This window comes from Nitrospira sp. Nam74 (genome assembly GCF_965152615.1).
Genome location: NZ_OZ224220.1, coordinates 1,970,345 through 1,992,748 on the forward strand (window position 1 = coordinate 1,970,345; position 22,404 = coordinate 1,992,748).

Genomic DNA, 22,404 nt, shown 5'->3' on the forward strand with positions numbered 1-22,404 from the left:
TACGAAGCGCGAAGTGCTGTGCGGGACATGCTAATGGAGCTTCCCTGCACCCCACAGTGTCCATGCCGCCGATTCGAACAACGCCACCATTCTCGCCAAGTATTCCCCGAATATAGATACGTAATTTTGCCTTAGTCCGGCATCGAGCCGCGAGTATCCCACTGGCTCGCAGTCGGCATTCATCCATCCGCAGCATTTGCTGAGTTTTCCAACAAACTCATTGAATATCCTCATCGTTGTCTCCCCTCTCAAGGCTCAAACATTCTCACGGCACCTAGCCTCCCACAAGGTCTTAGAGAATTGAAGGGCTCTTCGTTTCCTTTCCTGTCGTCTTCTCCGTAGTGTGTCGTCCGATGGCGAGGAATTGTCATAGGGCATATAAGTTTAAATACCGGAAAGAAACACGGGTCTATATGGGGCTCTTGTCGTGATATGGCTCGATGGAACTATGTCCCAGAGCATTTCGCGCATTTGTTGGACCCAGAGTTGCTAGGATATGTCAATGAGTACCGAAACCCGGTCACCGGGGAGTCCTTTCCTGTCGCGCCGTTCCAGTATCTGGAGTCGCACGATCACAAGCGCTTCATCAATGAATTCGGTGAACTCTCTCTTAGGGACCTGCTTGGCGAGCCATACGGGGACCGGGACCAATTCTATAAGGTGCAGCCTTATATTATTGCCTTGTATACCGCCAAGGGTATTCCGATGCTGTGGCAAGGCCAGGAATTTGGCGAGAATTGGGGGGTCCCCGGGGGAGGGCTCGGTCGCAATCTCTATGAGCGTCCGCTACATTGGGAATATTTTTATGATATGCCCGGCAAAGCACTCACGCGGCTTCACCGCATTATGGGCAACCTGCGACGCCAGCATCGGGCTCTAGGGAGTCGCGGCTATTTTTACTACTACAATAACCAACACCATCTGGGGCAGGGCGTAATAGCCTATTGCCGGAAGGCCGACGCCTCAGGATCCCAACTAGCAGAAGCCCTTATAGTCCTACTCAACTTCTCAGCGCAGGAGGCCGAAGTTTGGATTCCATTCCCCGCAATCGGCCGCTGGGTCGAGCAGATTGATGGGGTCGGATCCGTACAGGTAAGGCAGGCCGGCCAGTGGTTACCCGTCAGGATCCCTTCTCACTATGGTTCGGTCTACCTCCGCGAGTAGTCCCCGGTTTTAATCGAAAGGTCCGCATCTCATTTAAGCCGCTGTCCAGAAGTTCCTTATTTTCCGGAAGGAAGTGCGCCATGCAGGTGTCCGCTGAAGTAAAATGGGCAGTGATTGCAAGTCTCACGCACGGTCATATGTATTAGATTGATTCGTGACCCCTCTCTCCCTTAAACCAGATTGGCACTACATGTGAAGTGAGGTAGTGAGGTATTCGCCTACGCAACCTTGGTCGTTGGCCCCGATTGTGTTCCGATATGAGACCCGTGTTACGCCTATTGCTGATGTTCCTCCTGAGCCTGATTTCCGCCATGCCAAGTTGTGCGACGGGTCCGTCGTCTGGTGTGCAGGGGCCGTACCAGTCTTGGGATGAAGTCATTGCGCGGTGGATCGGCAAACCGAAAGAAGCCTTGTTTTATGAACTTGGTCCACCCAACGTACATCCCGTGGCTGCCGAAACAGACGGATTGACCGAACTGGTCTGGGATATGACGATCGATCGAATGCCGGGGCAGGCCGATGAGTACGGGCTCTTGCCGTTCACGCGGTCCGAGACGTGTCAGCTCTTTTTTCTGGCTGACTCCAAAGGCACCATCGTCTCCGGAAAACGCGAGGGTTGCGTCTAGGATGGAGCCTTTAGCAGAGCCGAGACGGTCTGGATGTCGTCGATGATCTGACCTTCAGTCTGGGAGGGGACCTAGGTTGGGAAAGACGGTTTCGGTCGCGAGAGACATGGATAGCTTTAAGCAAGTGGGTACATTTGCCGATGGGAGCTTTCTATCTGACCGCGCGCTTCAGTGATGCTGTGGCCGGATCGTATTCGTCGCTTGTAATCGTTCCGTCCTTGATTCGACGAACAGCCTCGTCGATCAGGAATAGCGGCATCAGGATCCATTCGCGAGGCACAACGGGATTTCTGAAACGACGTCATAGATAACGCGGAGCCTGCTACGGCGCCCGCCATATTCGGTTACGAAGCCTCACCGATTTTTGCCACATACGCAATCTGACTGCCGATGATGAACCACTGACCTTTCTGGATTTCGGCGATCGGTCAGCGCACCAAACTCAGCAACCAAAAATACATCCATTTCTTAGGGGTTGTAAGAGGTCTACGGACCATGTCAAACGCTGATGTCTGCTTATTACTACGGCCCAAATAGCTTACTGTGCAGACGTAACAGTTACGTTCCTTAGTCGTCAGAGGTACACAATGGCGGGCGAGCATGAGGGCCCAGAAAACGTGGCTGAACGAGTGCGAGCGGATGAACGCCATCGCCTTGGTCTCTACCTGCACGATCACGTCGCGCAAGTTCTCTCGCTTGCCAAGTTGCAACTTGGCCGTATTCAACAGGCTCTCCGAGAACCTCTTGATGCGGCGAAGCAAGCACGGCTTCAAACCATCGTGGATTCGTTGATCCCCGAGTTTGATGCGGCTATGCGAGCCGTACAAGAAGAGATGTTTCTTCTCAACCCGACTGGTCTCACCGAAGCCGGTCTCACTCCCGTGCTAGAACAGGAATGTGTGGCGTTTAGTCGACGTACAGGGATTCCGTGTGAACGACGCTGTGAACCTCTCGACGTGGACGCTGAACGCGGGATTTTAGTCGTGCTAATCGTACGTGAAGCCTTGGTGAACATTGCCCGACACTCCCGTGCCACTACTGCTGAAGTAACACTGCAACGATCCGGGGAACAGGGCATCCTGTCAGTCCGCGATAATGGGATCGGGATCGACCCAAGTCGCATAACAGCCGCCGAGAGCTTTGGTGTACGGGCAATGAAAGAGCGGACGCGGACACTACGAGGCGAGCTGACTTTCACAAGCAGACTCAATGAAGGCTGTCACATCACGTTATCGTTTCCACTGGCCCTGCATTCGGGAAATACTTCCCTCCCTGACTGAGAACCTTCACGGCCTCAAAAAGTTCGGTGCTGAGCGTGGCCTTTGAGACGAACCCGGAGGCACCCGCGTCTTGCCAGCACTTGGCGGGGATATCAGTCGCGAAGGAAATCGCCAGGATAGGGAGACTGGGATAGCGGCGACGCACCATTCGCACGGTTTGCAGTTTGCTGTGTTGAGGCAGGCAAAGATCAAGAATCAAGACATCCCATTCGTGGAGCCGTAGTTGGTCCCACAAGTCTTCCACGCTTGCCGCTTCGCCACATAAGACCTCCACCTCTCCGCAGTATTCCAGTAAAGCGGCACGAAGGAGTTGATGCATGACGGCGAGAAGGACACGAACCATAGCCAGCTCGCGCTCCAAGATCGGGCCAGTTGTACCTTGACCCTATTAGCTTGGATGTCAGTCAGGCGATCAAAACATAGGCCAAAAACGATTACCACAGGTGCTCTAGAACAATAATAGGGTAAGACTCTCTTTGACGACACGGTATGCGGAGATTTAGATGTTTTGGCAAGGCCGATGCGCTTCAAGAACCTGCAGCGGGCTCTTGTTGCATTTCGATCCGGCGTTGTTGGGCAACGTCGAGACGCGCTTGTGCAATGTTGGCATATTGCCAGAGCCGACCCAACGAGCTTTCCAAACCTGCGAGGCTTGTCGATAATGTTGTGCTACGAAGGACGGCGCAACTCTCGCCGCGCCGCTCCTTCTGGCACAATCTCGAGCGTGAGTGATTCTGTCTGCCGAAGAATCCTGATCCGAACCGGCACTCCGGTCCGTTCATCAGTCAACAATCGATGCAGACGATCGATGGCATCAATCACGTGGCCATCGAACTCCACGATAATATCACCCTGGTTTAAGCCAGCCTTGTCCGCAGGGCTCTTCGGTTCAACCGACGTTACCAACACGCCGGTCTCGGCCGAGAGGTGGTGAAATCGCACCACTCGTCGAGGCAGTGGCATGTTCTGACCGGCCACGCCGATATAGCTACGTCGCACCACCCCATCTCGAATTAAACGCCCCGCCACGAACTTGGCCGTATTGATCGCGATGGCAAAGCACAGCCCTTGTGCCGACTGAATTGTCGCAGTATTCACCCCCATGACCTCGCCGCGCGCATTCACTAGTGGCCCACCGGAATTACCGGGATTCAGGGCAGCATCAGTCTGAATGATATCGCCGATCAGCCGTCCTGAGAGAGACCGGAGCGACCGTCCTAACGCACTGACGACACCGGTTGTCACCGTGGCTTGAAAGCCATACGGATTGCCGATCGCGATGGCCAATTGGCCGACGCGAATGGCCTGAGAATCGCCGAACTGAACGGCCACCAGCGGCCAGGCATCGATGCGAATGACTGCGAGATCGGTGTCCGGATCTTCTCCGACTATGTGAGCCGGAAGACGCCGGCCATCAGCCAAGGTCACCTCCAGGCCGCTTCCGCCGTGCACGACATGACTATTGGTTAGAATGAAGCCATCTTGTGTAAAGATGAAGCCGGACCCATGACCGCTCGGCATGAGCGTCTGTCTGTGAGCGTGGTGAACCTCAATATTCACCACCGCCGGAGCTACCTTTTCGACTGCTCCCACCACTGCTTGGGAATAGGCATCCAGAAGCTCCACCTCCGCATCCGTACGTCGGTCATGTGACCCGCCCGGCGCTGCCTGCACTCCCTGACCATTCTCTGTGAGAAATTCCAGTAACTCGTCCATTTCAACCTCATCACTTCTGAGAAGGTTCAAGATAGTGCTAGATACAACGAAGTCAAGAACGGTGATACAAAAGCAATCGATTACGACGGTCGCTTCCCCACCGGGCGCGACAACAGATCTCTAAGGAACCGCTCCAAATATTCATTCACCAATGCGACTTGCGATTGCAGCATGTTGAACATCTGAGCCCTCGCCTGAAGGTCCTCAACGTTATAGTTACCCCCCTCTCCAAACAGGAGGGTGTTTCGGCGCTGCTCCAGGGCTGAACCTGGCTCGCCTAATCGACCGTCACGTCGCCATCGCGCAATAATCGCCGTCCGCAGGCTGGTGCTCGGGTCCTCTTCCAGCGGACGGTTAAGAAAACGCCAGATGACGTCGGGAAAAAGCACAGGATTGGGTGGACCCTCCCAGATTTCCCGCAGCAGATTACGCGGATGTCGAAACTCATACTCTTGTTGTTGAAAGAGTGCCGTTGAGCCAAATACCGTGGAGAGCGCCCCGCCTATGGTCACCGCCACACCTTCGGCCACGGCGTGGTCGGCGATTGCCAGGCCTCCCCCGATCATCCCCGCGACGCCGCCGGCCACGACGGCAAGCACGGTCAGAAGGCGAGCACGGCTGTCCTTTTGCTGCTGGAGATAGTCGGCCAGTTGCTGCGCTCGTGCGACTTCGCAGGCAATTTCTGCATTGACGCCATTGGCTTGAAACGACACGAGCAAAATCCGTTCAACAATCTGGCCGCGCACCTCCTGAAGTTCCGCCTTGGCTCCTTCGCGGCCCTCTGCCAGGGCTTGTTCCAATGCGGGCATTTGTTGAAGAAGCGGTAAGACATCAAACGCGTTGGCGGCCTCCACGCTGAGCGCAGAAAAGCCGGTGGCTGCGGACACCTCTGCGATTTCAGACGCACTGAGCTGCGGCACTTCGGACATGCTCGGGAAAAGCATCGTGCCCGGCACGTGCTCTACAGGTCGGCATCTACGTTCAAATTCAGCACGCTGGGATGCGGATTCGAGGGGTCGGTCCGAAGTCGTGGCGCACCCGTAGACAAAGAAACAGATCGTCAAAATAGCTCCATGGTTCACAGGTGCCATACCTTGGTGCCAAGCACCGTGACGCCTGCTGAGAAAGCCTCCGCCATGGTCAAGGTGTTTGGCTTTGGCCGAACGCCAGCGATCGGCACAACGATCTTTTCCGCATGAGACCCATCACGCGTAAATCCAATATCGCTTCCGCTCCCCCAGACTTCCTGACCGAGAAGATGCATGGGTCCCGTCATGACGACGCCATCGAAATCTCTGCCCGGCGTCCGGGGCAAGGTGGTGCCCACCATGCGCCCTTGAACGTTTTTGCTGTCGCCCGGGCTCAGGGACGTGGCGTGAATGTCCACCACCACCTCATCGGATCCGGGTGTGGGATCGGGCACATCCGCATACTGAAGCGCCGAAAAATCGTCGAAGTGATCAAACGCAGGGGGTTTCATATGAGCTTCATTACGCGGTGGCAAGTATTTGTGTAATGAGTCACTCCAACGCCACGAAGATAGATTTCCGCGGACGCCTGTCTACCGCACGACTGGCATAGCCGTGTCCCACAACGTCGCCGGTCCCGAACCGTCGAGTAGTCCCGTCTCCGACGGTGATCTCCATCTCTCCTTCAAGATTGATGATGTATTGCCGCCGAGGGGCATGGTGCCAACCATAGTCGTAGTCGCTCCGTCTCGTCCCAACGGCGAATGGCCGGGCTAATTAGATTTGTAGTGGGGACAGTACTAGCCATACATACGGTGTGGTATCGTCAATATATGAAACTAGAGTTCTGTTATCGGGACCATTTCATAACCCTTCTTTCTTCCCCGGTAGAGAACGGCTGGATTGCGAAATGTCAGATTCAACAACGGATAGGTGATCAAGACGTTGTGCATACCCTGAGCGATACTTCAAATACAACATATGGAACTCTTGAAGAGGCGAATCGATCTGCGGAGACTCTCGCTAAAGCATGGGTAGATGAAAAGGTAAGGACTTCGCCCGCGTGTAATTCTTGAAACCTCCGAAAATACGGATTCCGCGTTTAGGACGCATCCCAACGTAACGTAACGAGCCGATTTGGGTGCAATGTGATTGCTACGATCCAGGTGATCTATAGTAAGGAGGTCTGGTAGAGCCACCCTGGCAGTACAAACGAATCATCTCAAAACCTATGCACGCCTGCTATTTCAGCTCCGAAAGGGCCCATGGTCCTAGGCGCTTCTTTTCACCGACAGCCTAACAGCATCGATCGGGACGCCGGTTTATGACAAGCTTAGATTTCCTTGATGCGGCCTCGGAAGTGGAGCGATCAGCTTAGGACAATATAGACAATGGAGTTTTTCTGCTAGAAAAATCCGGACGGAAGGAGAACCCTCCGTCCGTAAAGCTCAGCGTTCTGAACCAGACAGCTGTTCACGTATGTCGTCAACCTTGGTCGAAGGCAGTGCAACTTCCGGTAGCTTTGGCAAAGCCTCGACTTTCACGACGGCCTCCGCATCCCCCGTCGAGGTGACCTGAGCCGCGACCTTATCGCCCTTCTTGAGAGGCGAATTCATTTTTGTGCCGTCGGTCACCTTGAGGCGCGTTTCCAGACCATCTGGCGTCTTGATCCAATACGCCTCCTCAATCCTGATAATCTCTCCTGTAACATTCTCACAAGGAGAGGATTTCGTACAGGCGCGTGACGGAGGGATAGCGGGGGCTACCACAGGCGAAGTTCCTATGACCTGTTCCTCCGCAACACTTCGTGAAGGGCTGGCCCCCAACACTATGCCCGTAGACAGTATGACCATAAGCGCAACTTGTTTTTTCATAATCTCCTCCCTAACCGCTCCAGTCTATGGCGCTCAGCCACGTCTGCCATTAAGAGCCCATGTTCCTGGATGCGGGACTCACTGTTAAGCAAATATGACATCGATCACGCCTACTCCTTTCTACATAAATTATCCTGCCGCTAAATCGCGTCGTGCAATTGCCCATATGGGTTACTCGGTCCTACGTAATCCAACCTCGTGTGGCGTTAGAGAAGAAAAGTCGTGGTGGAGGAGGATAGGTAAGGAACGGGGAATGACGATAACAGTATGAGGCTGTCGCCAACCGTCAAACCCCCGTCTACGCAGGCGATAGCTCACGGCCAGAGGAAAGCCGCAACCGTGCCTGCTATTGCGCTTGTGATAAATGCGAGCCTCGGAGCCAGGAACACGGGCTGCTACATTGATAATCATATGCATCTATCCCCGGCCTGTAGAGGAAGGATGGCCAACCGACACGAGGGGACGGTCAGACATCATATCCAGTAATGAGGCACCACCCCCTGAACGTCTAACTTGCTCTGACCAGTCTTATGTATGCCATTATACCTAGGTACAAATAGCCGGAAAATGAAGAAGTGAACCTGTCCCTACTATCGAGGATTCATGGAGCGTCGGGGGCCGGAAGTGAATTGGAACGGCCGTGTACTGCATCGAAAACTGCAGGCATTAGGGTTCGCCGGCCCCTATCAGCAAGTGCAGCGGGCGACCAAAGTCCAATCTTTGAAAGGCATTAATACCCAATGAAGAGAACATATGCGCTCCCGAAGTACCAGGGTACCTAATTCGAACCGCAGATCCTTGGGGAGGCGATTGTGTAAGTATCGCGCTGAAATAGTAGCCCAGCCTCGCTGATCTCACGTTCTCAGTGGTGGCGCTATAGTAACGTGTGTAACCCTTGACACCACCCTTATCTCAGGAGGGAGAGATGAAACTATTCTTAAATCTCACAATTGGGCTAGTCATGTGCACGTTCACCATGGCGTGCGCCGATCGATATGATAGGACCGGTCGGTCTTATCCGTCTAGGTCGTCTACATACTCAGAGCCAGATACGTCTTCCACCACTTCTGGAGCCGCCAGACAAGGGGTTCGTGAAGGCGTACGTGATGCCGTACGTGATGCCACGCCCTAGACTCATCAGGCTCAGAGGCATGCGGGCGATAGTGTACACGTCCGCATGCCAATTTACCTACAGACATGGTCTCTGACAGCCAAAACTAAAATCATGCTGGGGGAGTTAGGTGACATAAGGTGTGTGATTCGCACACATCGTTTCAATTAAACTGCCGAAATGGACTCTGAGATGCGCCGCTGGCTTTTGTGGGTGCAGCTCTATCAGGAAACGGGTGACGCTGGATTGGTATGTCGCCGGTGCGGGATCTTATATCCCACGCTTCGTAAACGGGTACGCCGGTATCGTAAAACTCGTGAGGCAGAGTTGAGTAGTCTCAGCCGCCGTCTCACGCAATCATAAGGATTGCACGTCCAGCACGAAACGATCAGAAAATGTGAAAGATGGCCGCATCAACGATGCGCCGCCAAAGCAAGCGGCTTCATTAGGCGCAGATAGCCGCCGAGGACCGCTCCCGTTACATTCATCACGACATCGCTCAGCGTAGGATAGCGTGAGGAATTAAAGAGCTGGCAAAGTTCCATTCCGGCCGAGAACAACAATGCCAGTGTGAAGACGGCGGTGAGAAGGAATCGACCTGATCTCCTTTGTAGGGGTCCTGCCCGGACGGCCAGATATCCAAATGGCAAGTACATAATCATATTTAATGCGATGTCGAAGAGAATCGATCCAAAGGAGCGTGTCGATGGGATCACACGGACATGCTCCCAGAACGGATGGAATTGAATCGTGCTCCATGGGACAGTGCTGCTAATAATAATTATGGCGACCCAGCATATTAATAATCCGCGTGATGTCACAGCTACACGTGCGCGGCCATGGTAACTGTTTTTCACATCGTAGATCTTCAGTATTATGGAGGGTTGACCGGTCTAGTCGTTATAGGCTGGTAGTGCTCATCTCTGATTTCGAACGAATTAAATTCGTCCTTCCTCTAAGCATAGCCACGCTCAGGACAACCTTTTTAGGAAACATATACCGGTATACCACAGTAGTACGACGCAGAGTCGTCGTGCAGGTCCTGTTCCAAGCCGTAGCGCACTAGCCACTGCGGCGCCCAGTGTTGTGGTTGCAGGACCAGCTCGAGGTCTGCGCGTGTCCGCTGTCCCCCGGGGAGTACCGTCAAGGTCCATCGTCGCCAAAACCGCTTGAGGTCTCCACGTACCAACTCCGCATCAATCTGCTCCGACCCGGAGACCCGTGTGCGAATGACGAGACGGATCGTTCCTGGCAGGACGGCACGTGGAATGTCCATTTCAGTGATGACACTGTCGGCCGAACGCTTAATCGCGATCATTCGCATGCCGTCACGAAAGAGTTGCGGCCAATGCTCATAATCGGTCAACACGCTTACGACGGTCTCACGGTTCGACGCCAGTTCTAAATGCCCGCGGACGTGGGCAGCAGCGCCCTCATCAACAATGATGTCCAGTGAAGAGGCGGACTCCGATGCCCCGGCGATGCTACTTTCAGCTGGGACAAGCGCCACTACACCATCGAAGAGGAGGCCAAGCAGGACATGCGAGAACTGGCATGGGCGATGGTGGGTCACGTTGAAGCCTCTCCAGGCCCATGTGGCTATCCGTCGAGACCGAGGCAGCGATGGAAGGGAGTTGCTCAGACTTCAATGCAGAGAAAATGGTTGGCGCTCAGCCTTACTGCACCTCAAGGCGGCCTTCCAGGCTACCATTTCACGCAATGAACCGACATTGACTCGACATCTCCAAGAAGAGGGTAGGGCGGCATGCCGACCGCAATCGTCCCCGCGCTCCCTCCACTATCGCGCGACCATATCATCGCGGCTTAGCGCCCGAACATATGTCAGCACGTCTCGCATTTCCTGTTTATTGAGCCACTCTCTAAAAGGCCGCATCCCTGTGCCTGGACGTCCGTCCCTGATCACCATATACAGCTCGGCATCCGACTTATCACGGGTATCGTGGCTCAAGAAGTTCGCCGCACGAGGAATGAGGTGGGGTCCCATGTTGCCTTGCCCATCCCCGGCCGCCCCGTGGCACACTGAACAATGGCGTTCGTACACCAGTTTGCCGTTTGTCGCGTTACCCGCAATGTTCTCAATCGCCGTCTTGTCCTGCTTCCCTACGACGGTGCCGTCGCTGCAATCGACATCGACGAGAACATGATGGCCGTCCTCTCTCACCACTTCGACAACCCATACCATCTTGCCGCGTTTTTCCACGACATCTAATTCACGAACGTATCCTGGGACTGTAGCGAGGGCGGCATTGATCGCCGCGTCGATGTTGGTTTTAAGCTCCGGCGCAGCGTGATGATGGTGCTCCCCAGCCCCGGCGTGTGCACCATGAGGTGAAGAGCCGGCCTTGTCTGTCGCTGCCGCCGCTTGCTCGATCTCGATCGAACCGGGAGCGGCCGCCAGAAAGATGACGCCACACAAGAGGACCAGGGAGTTCATGATTTTCATCTGGATACCTCGTCAGGCGTCGACGTTAGAATCGTTTTAAAAGCTCGCGTTTCTTGTCGAGATATTCTTCGTCGCTCAGGACGTGCTCATCGTGCAAGCGTTTCAATCGCCGTAGGCGATCGTCAATCGACACCTCGTCCTCCATGCGCTCTGGAGCGCTGGGCTGCGGCCCGGTGTCCGGAGGGCCGACGGCCGATTCCGATCGCACTGCTCCCAGCAACCCCCGATAAGCGATCCTCAGCGTGGGGCTCACTGCCCGCACCAAATTCGGCAATCCTCGGCTCTCTGGAAAAACAGATTCATACTCACCTGCCACAAAGTCGAACGCCGCACCTGGGCGGGCCATGAGCGGCTCCCGCCAGAGCGCGTCGCGAATCGTCGGCATGCTGACGACCACGCGAAAGTTGGGCAGGACGAGCCACAGCCTTCCGTCCGCATGAAACCATGCTCCTGTGGTGATGTCTTCCAATTCCGCTGATCGCGGCTCGCTCAGAACAAACACGGCCTGTTCATCTGGTCGAGCTTCTGCCAGCGTCTGACTGAGCGCCCTGCTTAAATACGTGATCTGTTCTTGCCGAAACGCCGGTTCAGACGCCCCTTTGACGGTCCACACAATCAACACGGACTGCTCTCGCTGCACCGCGATTGCTTGGAGGATGCGGGCCCAGTCCGCGGCAGGCAGGTCGAATGGATGGTCAAACGACTTCCGCTCAGCTCGGCTCTCGGCCGGGATGCGCTGAAGGCGGACGACATGGCTCGTACTGTGGCAATTCTCACACGCGGGCCGAGTTGCCGATTGCTTGCAAGCGGCAGCGCCGAGCCCGATGAGCAGCATAGCGAAGCCCATGACCACGGCCTCTCGAACCATCCTTTTACATTCCTTGCGGCTGTTCCGGCTGTTTCTCCGGCTCCCCTGGCTCTTCAGTGCAGACGGGCCGCCACGGCGCTTCGGTCCAGTGCCCTTTGATGACATAATCGGAAACCGACCGGTCTGCGGGTTTGCAGACGCCCTGGCGTGTCGTCATTTGGACCGAGCCTCAATCCAGAAGAACAGGTCGCCAGGCACTGTCGCCACGAATCCGAGGAACGCGAGCGCGTACAGCGCCATCATCAGGACCCCTGCGCTCAGAATGCGAAATCGAGGCCGAGCAACATCGTCTGGCCCAGCAAATCGCCGCCTCCCGTCCCGACGCCGCGCGTGCGGTACGTATTGTATTCCGCATGGGCGGCGATATCGGTGCGCGATGACTGGTGAATGTAATATCTGGCCATAAACGTGTGCGAGTCGACATTGTTGTAGACCTTCGCAAACGTCGGGTCCCCCTGGCGATCGTTTCGGATCAAATCGTACCGGTAGATCAAGAGCCACCCCGGCATGCGTGTGAACGGGAGGGCTGTGGGATACCAGTCCAATTCGACGAAGCCACCATACCAGGAAGCATTTTGCGCATTCGCGATGCCTTGTGAGAGAAACAAATTCTTGCTGTCGTCGCCGTGCATCACCGCTCCAAAGAGATTCCATTCATTCCCGAGCGTGAGACTCACATCGACGCCCACCCGGTTGAATGGTTGGCTGTTGCCCGCCACCGCCTCGCATGTTGGACAGGTCGGATTGACCAACGTGGGCGCTTGCCCGTACATGCCAAAGACGCCGATCCGTTGTCCCGTCACAATCCCATAGCCGCCGAACGATTGCGTGGCATGACCGTAAAAATTGACGTGGCGGCCCCCCGTCCCGCAGGTCGTGCCGGCCGGACATCCGGCTAAGTGGCCACCGAAGCTATTCGTGCTGAGCGCCGCCAGGCTGTATCGAAAATAGCCGTTGGTCGCTGCTGTTTTCGTAATGCCGGCCAGCTCGGTACCCGGCTGGTTGTCTCCGAGCATGAAGTCATTGGGATTGAGATACGAGCTGGTCGATGTCCCCGAGATCGTCGCAGTGTATGGCGTTCCCGGCAAGTAGTGATACATCACCATATTCGTATTGAGCGTTGGGCTGCGCTTTTCACTGAACGGCAGGTCAAGCTCGAACTTTCCCACGCGCACATTCAACAAATAGGTCGTCGGTTCGGGTTTAATTCCCACGAATTTCTCCAACCGCATCAATCGAACCCAGGCCGACTCGAGCTCACTCTCAGAGGGCCCCGTCCCGAACCCGGCGCTTTTTAGTCCAGGCGTGAACACCACCCCTAATGCAATGTCACGATACAGGATGCCGTAACTCAAGATGTCGAGCCCCGTGAATCCAAATCCGCCGGTGGTGATGCCACTGCCGTCGGTCCGGACACTGGCGAGCTGATAGCCGACCGTCGTTCGAAAGGACACGGGCCAAAAGCCCATCGTAATGGTCGGCGACTCCGGGATATCCATGTCGACGCCCATTTGATACCCTTGGTCGCGGAAAAGGTTTCCGAAGTCGTTGAGCTTGGGAAAGCCCGGGACGTGGCACACGTTACAGGCAAAGTTGTATTTTCTCGCGAACGCCGGAATGGCCGTCGCATCAGGAACGAGGGTTGACCAGGTATAGCTGAGTGCACAAATCAAGGCGATACAGGCGGCGGTGATCGTCCGGCGTCTGAGGGTTCGCATGCGCTGCGTCCTCCTGCACGCAGGTATTCGAAGCAGGAATAATAGATTCGTATCTGCCTGACAGAGAGAGGGAGGTAAGGAGTTTCACCTCTTCAACTTGCGCCGTAGCAGTAAAGGAAAAAGAACAATACTGAGCAGAGCAATGGAGCTAGGTTCTGGAACGGCCGTTAAACGACCAAACAAGCCGTGGTCCTCTATTGCTCCATTCTCCGGTATCCCGGCTGTAAAGAACAGACTATTGGAATCTGCACCCATCACACCATTTCCAAACCGGAGGCCCCAGAGCCCCTCGATCACTAACGGTTGCCCATTTCGATCCTTGAGCTGCCCCAGGAACTGACCGGTCACCGGATCGAATGCATTGATCGTCCCATCACCAAAGTTTCCCACCAGCAGGTCGTTGCTAAAGAGGCCCGAGTGACTGCTGGCCAGTGTCAATCCCCAGGGCGAGTTCAGAGGACCATTCGCAATGAAATGCCGCAGCAGTTGGCCATTGGGATTATAGACATCCACAAAGCCGTTGCCTGGGCCCGCCACATCGTCATGCAAGGCCGCATCCTGTTTGGCGTAGGTGACAAAGAGATTCCCACCCAAATTTTGAATATTGAACGGGGCAAAGCCCTGGGGAATTGAGGGATCCGTGAAGGCGCCCGGTATGGAGACGGACCCAAAATTGGCATTGAAAATATCGATTTTCCCACTATGGAAATTCGTCGCATAGAGCAATGAGCCCATGTCCGCAGTGGCCATGGCGATGCCTTTGTAGACGGCCGAGGAACTTGAGTTATCGACCTTCACGACCGCCTGCGTTCCATTGTTCCAGCCCGCGATCGTGCCGTCTTCCGTTGCAAAAAGGAACCGGGCGGGCTGACCTGGGGCGACGGCAAAGTCATTCGTTCCGTTAAAGACAGCACCCGTCGGAGCGGATGGCGGCATACCGCCTGCAGGGGGCGGAATCGTCACGACTAAGGGATTGTTCTGAGGAAACGCTTGACCCGTCCCATCGTACAGCGTAGCCACTCCCGTCTTATTGTCGGATGCCCAGAAGGGGCTGGTTGGGCTGGAGGCGAGGCCCCATGGGTTCATCAAGTTCGGATCCGTATGGGTTGCCAGGCCGGGAATATCGGACACGAGATTGTCTTGGACGAACTCGTCCCCATTTAATGCGGCCGACAGTGAAGAGAGCTGCAGACTTAGACCAACAATAGAGAGCGAAAGAACCAGGTTGGTACGGAAAAGCAAGGTCATCTTCATGGTTGGACCTCGTGATAAAAGAGTGGAAGCTTTTTCTGTGATATGGTGGATTCAGTCTGGTACGGTGAGACGGTAGCAGATCCGCAGAGCACGCACTGTTAGAAATCTAACACCCCGGGGCTATTTGCGGGTGGACGATGATAAAGGGGTGGTGTCCGTACCCAATTTAGTAGGCGGAGGCGGTATATGCTGGTAGGGCCCGAGCTTCAAGAGGTTCACGAGCAACTGACCACGACTCGCATAGTCAATACCGCCCATGGCGCGCAGTTGGTTCAGAAGCGTGGAGGTGACCTCACGTCGTGATCCAATCATCCGCGCCAAATCTTCCTGCGTGAGGTGAGGACGCAGCCTGATCCAATTTCCCGTGGGTTCGCCCATCTCTTCAGCAAGACGCAGCAGTGTCCGAACAAGCCGGGCCATAACCTTTTCCGAGGTCAATAATTGGATCTGCTCATAGGCATCAGCAAGATGATGCGAAATGGTTGCCAGAAAGGACGTGAGCGCCGGGGCATTTCCTTGGAGATGCCCAATCAGCACTGCAAAGGTGAGCTCGACCACTTCACTGTCTTCGAGCGCCAAGGCTTCCTCACAACGGGCCGCCGTGCAGAAGCACAATTCCCCGAATACCTCGCCAGGTTTGTAGATCCGTAGGATCTGCTCTTTGCCATCCTCCGTGACGAGGCAGGTCTTGATGAGTCCGGAGCGCAGGAAGTACACCGAGGCACTCGCGTCACCCTGCCAATAGACGCGCTGCCCTCGCTCGACCCTAACCCCGGCCCGGCTTGTCAAGCTGCTGCAGAGGTCGCCTCGAAAGAGCGTGGATAAAGCTTCACACCAGCTGTGGGTCTGGAATATTAGCATGACCATCGACTCTCTTTAGCAGAAGCATAATCGGACTGTCGGCGATAGCAAATTAACTCATGAGTCCATTTTTGTCTTGCTCTTTCATTAATCGCTCCTACTCAGCCCTCGGCTCTTCCCTCGCTTTAAGGCCATGTTGCCCCACTCGTTTGAGGTCGGTTGCCATGAAAATCAAAACTTGATGGAGCATCGAACTCTTGTCTTGAAAGTCTGTGAACCGGGTTCTCAGAAAACATAAGGCCCTCGCCTAAATTTACGAGGCGCGAATTGTGAACTGATGATTCAGAATAGTGGACAAGCAGGCGGGGGACGCGAAACGAGGGATGCTGAAGTCAGGGTGAACGTTGGACAGAAGGTAGTGCCTGAGAGATTAACTCGAACCTCGGAAGAAGCTGACGAATCACTATATTGAGCGATAAGGAGTTCATCCGAGGTATCGGATACAGGTCCTTTCTCATCAAGGACCTGGGGGTCTTTGCTTTCGACGATATTTTCCTGGGCAAAGTGGGTAGGAGTGAGATCACCAAGGAAGGCGACATCAACAATATACGGAATAGCGATGAAGGCTAATCCCAAAACAACGGAGTTAGTTGACTGACGAAATCCTCGGCTATGCCGCAATAGCATCTTCACAAAGTCACCCGGAGTCACTCGCTAATCATTTATTGCAATATCCAAAATGAAGTTTACCAAAATTAATGTCCGACAAAGGATGAAGTCATTGTAGGCCAATAGTGTTTGCGCTATCGTAAAGGAAACAACGGATTCTGACGATCTTGAGCCTTGATGAAAGTCTCGCCTTTGGTTGTTCCCGGTGATGAGGAGCGACCCTGCCCAGACCAGTTCCACATTCACCAAGGCACGCCGCCATCGGCGAACCCGCCTGCTCCGATGATTTCTTTTCGCGTTGCAGTGATTTGACTTGCCGCTCTAGTGCCATAAGACGCAGCTCAGGACGGGAAGTGGATGTCGTTATCGATTCCGCCGTCGGCCGGTGAAGGTGGCGGTTGATCGGAGGAGAGTCTCTTCATACCATCAGCCCATACAGTACCGAGATCAATCCCATCATAAACACGAGCAGTCGCTTGGCGAGATAAACACGGTAGAGCCGTCGCTGCCTTCGGACACGTTGGAGCCTGCTCGAGTACTGAAAAACTACCATACTGATACCGAATCCGGTCTCTGAAGATTGTACATCTGCACGACCGGACAACTTCTCTTCTGAAATTCCAGGTCATCTTGGAACGTCAAGACGGACCAGGGATCCGTCATGCGCCTCGGGATGATTAAAACTCTTGTGTCCGACCGGAAGATTCTGGAACCGCCATGCTAGGCTCACGAAGCAACGGCCTGGCGTCGTCCGGCACAGAGTCGGCGCCGGGCGATGACGGTTCAGAGCTGGGCAAGCCGGTCGAGCTGCGGATCGGTGAGGGCCTGACTGTAATCGCTGGGAACGAGACGCTGTAATGCGAGGTACTGGCGGGACGTGAACGGCATGAATGGTCCATTGTTGTGATGAGCGGTCACTCAAAAAGATACGCGGTGAGAGGCTAGAGAGACGTACTACGAATCGGGAGTGAGCATCGCTCCACTGACGGCTCACCCGTGTGATGCACGACCACGAGAGGGAGGGCAAAGACCTCTTGACTATTCAGCCGGCGCCCATGCTTGTCGCACGCCGGTGAGCTGATGGAAGAAGGCTGCATAAAATTCCTTCGGGCTCTCGGTGAATCCTTCCTCTGCGATCCCTGGGGGGGGACTGCGTGTGAGCCCATGTCGTCACGACCCGGTGGATGAGTCCGTCGACGTCTTTGCCGTCAATGAACTTGGCGCATTCATCGCATGCCAACCACTCAGTCCCTGCGATGTGGCCTATCCCTCGTACCGGATGAATGTCTTCCGTGGCGACATACGAACCCCCCCTCAATCGTGACGATCGGTGCGTCAGGACAAATATTGTCTTCCGCCGTAATGCCAAAGTCGTTGGTCTCATAGTGCCAGGAGATACGAGGAAGAGAGCAAAAGTCGCAAACTGATGGCATCGGGTAACCTCGCATTCCGGCGTTGATGTGCTATGTCGCAATCCATCGCGGGCGTTCCATCATTGCCGGGCCTCCAAAGGGAAGTGAAGAGTGGCAATGTGCCGGTCCCCTGCTGTTTCTCCTCAGGCACCTGGCCCTCGGGGGTGGAGCAGCAGGGAGGCTCCGCTTCCCCCAGCCAATAGAAGCATAACCTCAACAAAAGGAGTCAGCATGCCCCGACTGACCTTCACTTGATACGCTCATCAAGGCGCTGCCGTTCATCAGACCCCCGCCCTGCTGGGGAACCCAGTGCGAGAGTCGCTTCGTCTACGAGGCGCCCCGTCGGTGAGCGCTCGATGGGTTTGTGCTCGGCGGGTTCGTCAGCGTGAACGAAGATCGAATGATTGCGCCCTCAATGTAAAGCCTCCCTTCGGCGGCGTTTTGATTGCCATCCAAATGGATCAGCGTAATCGCCTCATTCGGCTCGTAAACACACGGGCGACCCTGTATTGCCTTTGCGAGTGTGTTAGTAAGCGAGGACAGCCGGTCTACCAACTCGGTGCGAACCCACACCGCCCCGTACTGACCATGAACCGTCGGAATCTGCCATCCAGATCGGAACATTCCGGCAACTGCAACCGGCCAGGACAAAGTTTGATTGCGACGTAAAGAGCTTTTTGGCCTACGTCGTCGCCTTGCATGAATGCAACCGGGTCGGCTCGAAGGCGGCGAAGGCAGGGTGGGTCTTATAGTCAATATGGTGCCTAAGTAGACGGCGGCTTCAGGCAGGCGGTTGTACTGGGAATGGCGAGGGATCACCGAGACCCCAGGTCCACGTCCGCGCGCGACCGCCAATGACCTGTTACGAAGACGGCTCCCTTTGAGCTCACTGTCCTGCATCGAGAGCCTAGCGGCCGGCTAGTGCGCGGTTGACGGGAAGGATGTCGAGGTCGGCCAAGACGCCGTAGTGATCGGACGGCCATAGGGAACTTCTGTTGGGTAACTGTCCCGGGCGATCCAGCACAATGCGGCTGGACCGGACTGTGACCGTCGATTTTCGGCCGTTCAGGAACAAAATGAAATCCACGCGTCGGGAGACCGTGGAGCGCGGTGCTTCAATACGCTGCCACACCGTAGGTCCCTGCTCTTCCGGGTTGGCGATGCGGAAGGCATCGACAAACCCTGCCTCGTTTGTGAGCGTGGTGAGCACTGTCGACGTCTCAGGTGTGTTGAAGTCACCCATCAGCAGCGAGGGACCAGCCCCGAGGCCGTCTCGCACGATCTCGCCGACCCGCTCCATCTGACAGTCCTCTCCGCGACCCGTATGCGTTGAGAAAACTTGAAGCGGCCCCCACGCCGTCGAGAGTTCGGCGCGCAACAGGATACGCCGGTCGATCCAGCTTTTGCAGCGCGGCAACTTGTACACCTGGGACGCCACGATGGGGAAGCGGCTCAGGATGGCAGGGCCTTCCTTAAATCCCAGCAGGCCGACGACCGCTCGGTCGAGCGACCACAGGCCGAACAGATGCTCCGTGGCCGGCGCGAAGACGACATGGAAACCAAGCGCGTGGGCGAGGCGCTCCGGCACATTGCCATGCCGCCGGCTGTCAGACGCCTCTTGCAGCGCGACGATGTCCGGATTGAGTGTCTGCAGCTCGCGGATCACCATCTCTAGCCGCTCTTCAAGATGAGTCTGGCCGTCGAGGAATCCTGAGCCGGCCCCGTCGTGCAGCAGATTGTAGGTAACGACGCGCAGCGGTTGGACGCCGCCTTCCGAACCGGCCGACGCTTGTCCAGCCGAGAGGCAGACCAGAAAACTGGCCATGAACGTTAGGGTCAATAGGAGGGTACGGTGAATCATGCCGTGGCCTGAAAACACCATGGTCTAAATCAGTTGTGAGCAAGTGCCAGAACGCGCTATGAACAATAACGCGAGATCTGGACCGTTCACAATCCGGTCATGAGAGCGTCATGCTGCGTCGCGCCTTTCGCCTCTCATATCTGTTGGCTTTGTTATGTTTTGGAGGACGCGACATCCTGCTTCCAGTAGGACTTGACCGAGACTGCGGAGATACCTTTGCCCGATAACTGAATGCTCAAGACGATCCAACATTGCATTCCCGACCGGGAGGTGGTCATGTTGGGTGTTCGGGAAGATTCAGCGCAAGCAGGTTCCGGATATGTCCGATTTCCGGTTTATCAGCACGGCTCCGTTGATGATCTTTGGCAACAAAAGGAGCCGTGTATACCGCCATCCGGATCGTCCAGATTAAAGGAGATCGCATGAACATCAAGGTCTCTCCCGATGCCGATGTAGTTGCCGAAGAGGCGGCCCGGATCATTGCCGCGGAGGCCCGGGCAGCGATCGCTGCACGTGGCTGCTTTGCCCTGGCTGTTAGTGGTGGCCACACGCCATGGATAATGTTGCGAGCCCTGGCGGGGGAAGATATCCCTTGGATGGGTGTACATGTTGTGCAGGTGGATGAGCGCGTGGCCCCGGATGGACATTCAGACCGAAACCTTACGCACTTGAGTGAAAGCTTGCTTCAACATGCCCCATTGCGCCCGGAACAGATCCACGCCATGCCGGTGGAGTCACTTGATCTGGGCGCGGGAGCCACCCAGTATGCCTTGGCCCTCCGGGAGGTTGTTGGATCGCCGCCGGTACTCGACCTCGTTCACCTCGGTCTTGGTGAGGACGGACACACTGCCTCTCTGGTGCCTGGTGATCCGGTACTTGACGTGACGGATGCGGACGTAGCGACCACCGGCGTCTATCAAGGCAGGCGCCGGATGACGTTGACCTATCCGATGCTTAATCGGGCTCGCCGGATACTGTGGGTTGTGACTGGGGGCGAGAAGGTAGAAATGCTTCGTCGTCTCCGTGACGGCGACGTGTCGATTCCCGCAGGGCGGGTGCATCGCGAGCAGGCTCTGCTGCTGGCCGACCGCGCAGCAGCGGGATAGGTAACCGCTGAATACACGGGAGGAGGAAAACATGCGGGTGGGAATTGCGACGGATCATGGTGGATTGGGTTTGAAGCAACAATTGGGTTGCTCATCTCCGCGAGGCGGGACATGAGGTCGTGGATTTTAGCGCGCATGACTTGAACCCGTGCAACGATTATCCCGACTTGGTGATCCGGCTCTCGCGTGCTGTGGCGGCGGGGACGGTCGAGCGCGGGGTGGCGGTCTGCGGCAGCGGCGTCGGCGCGTCAGTCTGCGCAAACAAAGATGCCAGGCGTTCGCGCTGGGCTGGTGCATGACCACTTCTCTGCCCGGCGCAAGCGGTGGATCATGGCCAGAAGAAAGCCGCAATCGTGCCTGCTATTGCGCTAGACACAAAGGCCAGCATGAGTCCGTGTTGCTGAATCGCGAGGATCATTGATAGTCATACAGGATCTATCCCGACCTGTAGAGGAAGGATGGCCAACCGACAGGAGGGGACGGTCAGCCATTACGTCAGGTGATGAGGCACTCACCCTGAACGTCTACTTCCTCTCATTAACCTTGTTATATGCCAGAATAGCTAAGTACAAATATCCGCAAATGAAGAAGTAAACCTGTCCCTACTTGGCCTACCTCAGGTGGTTAGCAAGCGGTCAGGTCAACGATCACCAGGACGCTATCCGAGCCTGCGATAGTTAGTCTCTATAAGCGTGATGAGTCCGCGAAGGTGCACGCCAGAGGACGGTAACGGCATAAGGGACTCGTACGCCGTCTCAGCGGCATGTTGACGAAGAAAAAAGAAAAGTCTTAGTCCTCTGTCACGTCGACCCACCCCATCAGCTTCGCCTCGAAACCATGGCTGCCCGTTGCTAAGCCACAATACTGCAGCCAGCGGCGACAATCATACGCTTCACCTGCCGTTTGTGCTCGAGGGCTTCGACGGCCGGACGGGGAAGGTGAGCTTTAACTCTGCCGTGGATAACATGCCATTCACGGATATCCTGAGATTACGCATAAGCCTTAGAGGGCCTCCTACTTAAATAATGTCGCAGTTCGTCGGTTGCTGCTTCGCGGCATTTGGATGGGCTTTACGAAGACCTACTTGCCAGCGGACTGGATGACCCAAGGGAGCAATCATAGCTATCGCAGGTAAGAAAGGAGAACCATGTTCATTCCGCAACCCGTCCACCGTGGCGCATGATCATGACTTTAACGGTTTACCATAAAATGTCACGTCGTATTGATGTGGCGCATGGTGCACCTGATTGGCTCAGCTCAATGAAAAGCTAGTGCCCTGCTTGATACCTCTCATTATTACGCCTCGTGTTCCAGGTCGAAGAGCCGATTTAGTAAGTATCCCTATTAAGCTCGGGCAAGCGTACTGCGACTGGTTTGATCTTTGCTTATAACGGCATCGAGTCACAAAATGCTTATTCTGGTGGGCAAAAGAACGACACACCCATAGGCGTCCATCGTTCTCACTTGAATAGCGATCGACGCATTAGAGTGAGGAGGGCACAGTGATGGAAG

At 55.5% G+C, this 22,404-nt stretch carries 21 protein-coding genes and 1 pseudogene; 8 read left to right on the forward strand and 14 right to left on the reverse strand.

Annotated elements, in window-relative coordinates:
- Positions 1–432 precede the first annotated feature (432 nt).
- The 3 genes from ACWHYZ_RS09445 (at position 433) to ACWHYZ_RS09455 (ending at position 3,070) form a co-directional block, all read left to right on the forward strand.
- Positions 433–1,164: a hypothetical protein gene (locus ACWHYZ_RS09445; protein ID WP_447987015.1), complete on the forward strand. Its 732-nt coding sequence runs from the start codon at positions 433–435 to the stop codon at positions 1,162–1,164.
- 266 nt (positions 1,165–1,430) lie between these two features.
- Positions 1,431–1,790, forward strand: coding sequence for a hypothetical protein (locus ACWHYZ_RS09450; RefSeq protein WP_447987016.1), 360 nt, complete (start codon positions 1,431–1,433; stop codon positions 1,788–1,790).
- A 617-nt stretch (positions 1,791–2,407) separates the two neighbouring features.
- Entirely contained in the window at positions 2,408–3,070 is a 663-nt protein-coding gene (locus tag ACWHYZ_RS09455; RefSeq protein ID WP_447987017.1) for a sensor histidine kinase, read from the forward strand.
- Here the strand turns inward: ACWHYZ_RS09455 and ACWHYZ_RS09460 are convergent.
- The 5 genes from ACWHYZ_RS09460 to ACWHYZ_RS09480 all read right to left on the reverse strand — a co-directional run bounded on the left by ACWHYZ_RS09460 (position 3,015) and on the right by ACWHYZ_RS09480 (position 7,628).
- The gene (locus ACWHYZ_RS09460; RefSeq protein WP_447987018.1) at positions 3,015–3,413 is read right to left on the reverse strand and encodes a response regulator; all 399 of its coding nucleotides are present in this window, start codon (positions 3,411–3,413) and stop codon (positions 3,015–3,017) included. The two genes, ACWHYZ_RS09455 and ACWHYZ_RS09460, sit on opposite strands and share 56 nt — an antisense overlap.
- Positions 3,414–3,739: 326 nt before the next feature.
- On the reverse strand, positions 3,740–4,786 hold the full coding sequence (locus tag ACWHYZ_RS09465; protein ID WP_447987019.1) for a S1C family serine protease: 1,047 nt from the start codon (positions 4,784–4,786) through the stop codon (positions 3,740–3,742).
- An 80-nt stretch (positions 4,787–4,866) separates the two neighbouring features.
- Positions 4,867–5,706, reverse strand: a complete 840-nt coding sequence (locus ACWHYZ_RS09470) for a hypothetical protein (protein ID WP_447987020.1) — start codon at positions 5,704–5,706, stop codon at positions 4,867–4,869.
- A 158-nt stretch (positions 5,707–5,864) separates the two neighbouring features.
- Positions 5,865–6,266 carry an alcohol dehydrogenase catalytic domain-containing protein gene (locus ACWHYZ_RS09475; protein ID WP_447987021.1) on the reverse strand — a complete coding sequence of 134 codons (402 nt, stop codon included), beginning with the start codon at positions 6,264–6,266 and terminating at the stop codon, positions 5,865–5,867.
- Between the two features lie 936 nt (positions 6,267–7,202).
- Complete coding sequence (locus ACWHYZ_RS09480) at positions 7,203–7,628, reverse strand: hypothetical protein (protein WP_447987022.1); 426 nt, start codon at positions 7,626–7,628, stop codon at positions 7,203–7,205.
- 603 nt (positions 7,629–8,231) lie between these two features.
- Here ACWHYZ_RS09480 and ACWHYZ_RS09485 point away from each other — a divergent pair.
- A complete protein-coding gene (locus ACWHYZ_RS09485; RefSeq protein ID WP_447987023.1) occupies positions 8,232–8,372 on the forward strand; it encodes a hypothetical protein in 141 nt (46 codons plus the stop codon).
- A 559-nt stretch (positions 8,373–8,931) separates the two neighbouring features.
- Positions 8,932–9,087 (forward strand): annotated as a pseudogene (locus ACWHYZ_RS09490) (IS481 family transposase); the annotation flags it as partial.
- Positions 9,088–9,152: 65 nt separating this feature from the next.
- Here the strand turns inward: ACWHYZ_RS09490 and ACWHYZ_RS09495 are convergent.
- The 8 genes from ACWHYZ_RS09495 to ACWHYZ_RS09530 form a co-directional block, all read right to left on the reverse strand.
- The gene (locus tag ACWHYZ_RS09495) at positions 9,153–9,596 is read right to left on the reverse strand and encodes a VanZ family protein (protein ID WP_447987024.1); all 444 of its coding nucleotides are present in this window, start codon (positions 9,594–9,596) and stop codon (positions 9,153–9,155) included.
- A 128-nt stretch (positions 9,597–9,724) separates the two neighbouring features.
- Positions 9,725–10,312, reverse strand: a complete 588-nt coding sequence (locus ACWHYZ_RS09500) for an SRPBCC family protein (protein WP_447987025.1) — start codon at positions 10,310–10,312, stop codon at positions 9,725–9,727.
- A 225-nt stretch (positions 10,313–10,537) separates the two neighbouring features.
- Positions 10,538–11,203, reverse strand: coding sequence for a c-type cytochrome (locus ACWHYZ_RS09505; RefSeq protein WP_447987026.1), 666 nt, complete (start codon positions 11,201–11,203; stop codon positions 10,538–10,540).
- A 25-nt stretch (positions 11,204–11,228) separates the two neighbouring features.
- Positions 11,229–12,071 carry an SHOCT domain-containing protein gene (locus ACWHYZ_RS09510; protein WP_447987027.1) on the reverse strand — a complete coding sequence of 281 codons (843 nt, stop codon included), beginning with the start codon at positions 12,069–12,071 and terminating at the stop codon, positions 11,229–11,231.
- A 4-nt stretch (positions 12,072–12,075) separates the two neighbouring features.
- Complete coding sequence (locus tag ACWHYZ_RS09515; protein ID WP_447987028.1) at positions 12,076–12,228, reverse strand: hypothetical protein; 153 nt, start codon at positions 12,226–12,228, stop codon at positions 12,076–12,078.
- Positions 12,229–12,328: 100 nt separating this feature from the next.
- On the reverse strand, positions 12,329–13,789 hold the full coding sequence (locus ACWHYZ_RS09520) for a hypothetical protein (protein WP_447987029.1): 1,461 nt from the start codon (positions 13,787–13,789) through the stop codon (positions 12,329–12,331).
- An 84-nt stretch (positions 13,790–13,873) separates the two neighbouring features.
- The gene (locus ACWHYZ_RS09525; RefSeq protein WP_447987030.1) at positions 13,874–15,043 is read right to left on the reverse strand and encodes a TIGR03118 family protein; all 1,170 of its coding nucleotides are present in this window, start codon (positions 15,041–15,043) and stop codon (positions 13,874–13,876) included.
- 120 nt (positions 15,044–15,163) lie between these two features.
- Complete coding sequence (locus tag ACWHYZ_RS09530) at positions 15,164–15,910, reverse strand: Crp/Fnr family transcriptional regulator (RefSeq protein ID WP_447987031.1); 747 nt, start codon at positions 15,908–15,910, stop codon at positions 15,164–15,166.
- A gap of 1,320 nt (positions 15,911–17,230) precedes the next feature.
- Here ACWHYZ_RS09530 and ACWHYZ_RS09535 point away from each other — a divergent pair.
- The gene (locus ACWHYZ_RS09535; RefSeq protein ID WP_447987032.1) at positions 17,231–17,371 is read left to right on the forward strand and encodes a hypothetical protein; all 141 of its coding nucleotides are present in this window, start codon (positions 17,231–17,233) and stop codon (positions 17,369–17,371) included.
- A 1,461-nt stretch (positions 17,372–18,832) separates the two neighbouring features.
- Here ACWHYZ_RS09535 and ACWHYZ_RS09540 read toward each other — a convergent pair.
- A complete protein-coding gene (locus ACWHYZ_RS09540) occupies positions 18,833–19,786 on the reverse strand; it encodes an endonuclease/exonuclease/phosphatase family protein (protein ID WP_447987033.1) in 954 nt (317 codons plus the stop codon).
- 422 nt (positions 19,787–20,208) lie between these two features.
- Here ACWHYZ_RS09540 and pgl point away from each other — a divergent pair, with 422 nt between their 5' ends.
- Positions 20,209–20,892, forward strand: coding sequence for a 6-phosphogluconolactonase (gene pgl, locus ACWHYZ_RS09545; protein ID WP_447987034.1), 684 nt, complete (start codon positions 20,209–20,211; stop codon positions 20,890–20,892).
- Between the two features lie 119 nt (positions 20,893–21,011).
- The gene (locus ACWHYZ_RS09550; RefSeq protein ID WP_447987035.1) at positions 21,012–21,191 is read left to right on the forward strand and encodes an RpiB/LacA/LacB family sugar-phosphate isomerase; all 180 of its coding nucleotides are present in this window, start codon (positions 21,012–21,014) and stop codon (positions 21,189–21,191) included.
- The last annotated feature ends 1,213 nt before the right edge of the window (positions 21,192–22,404 follow it).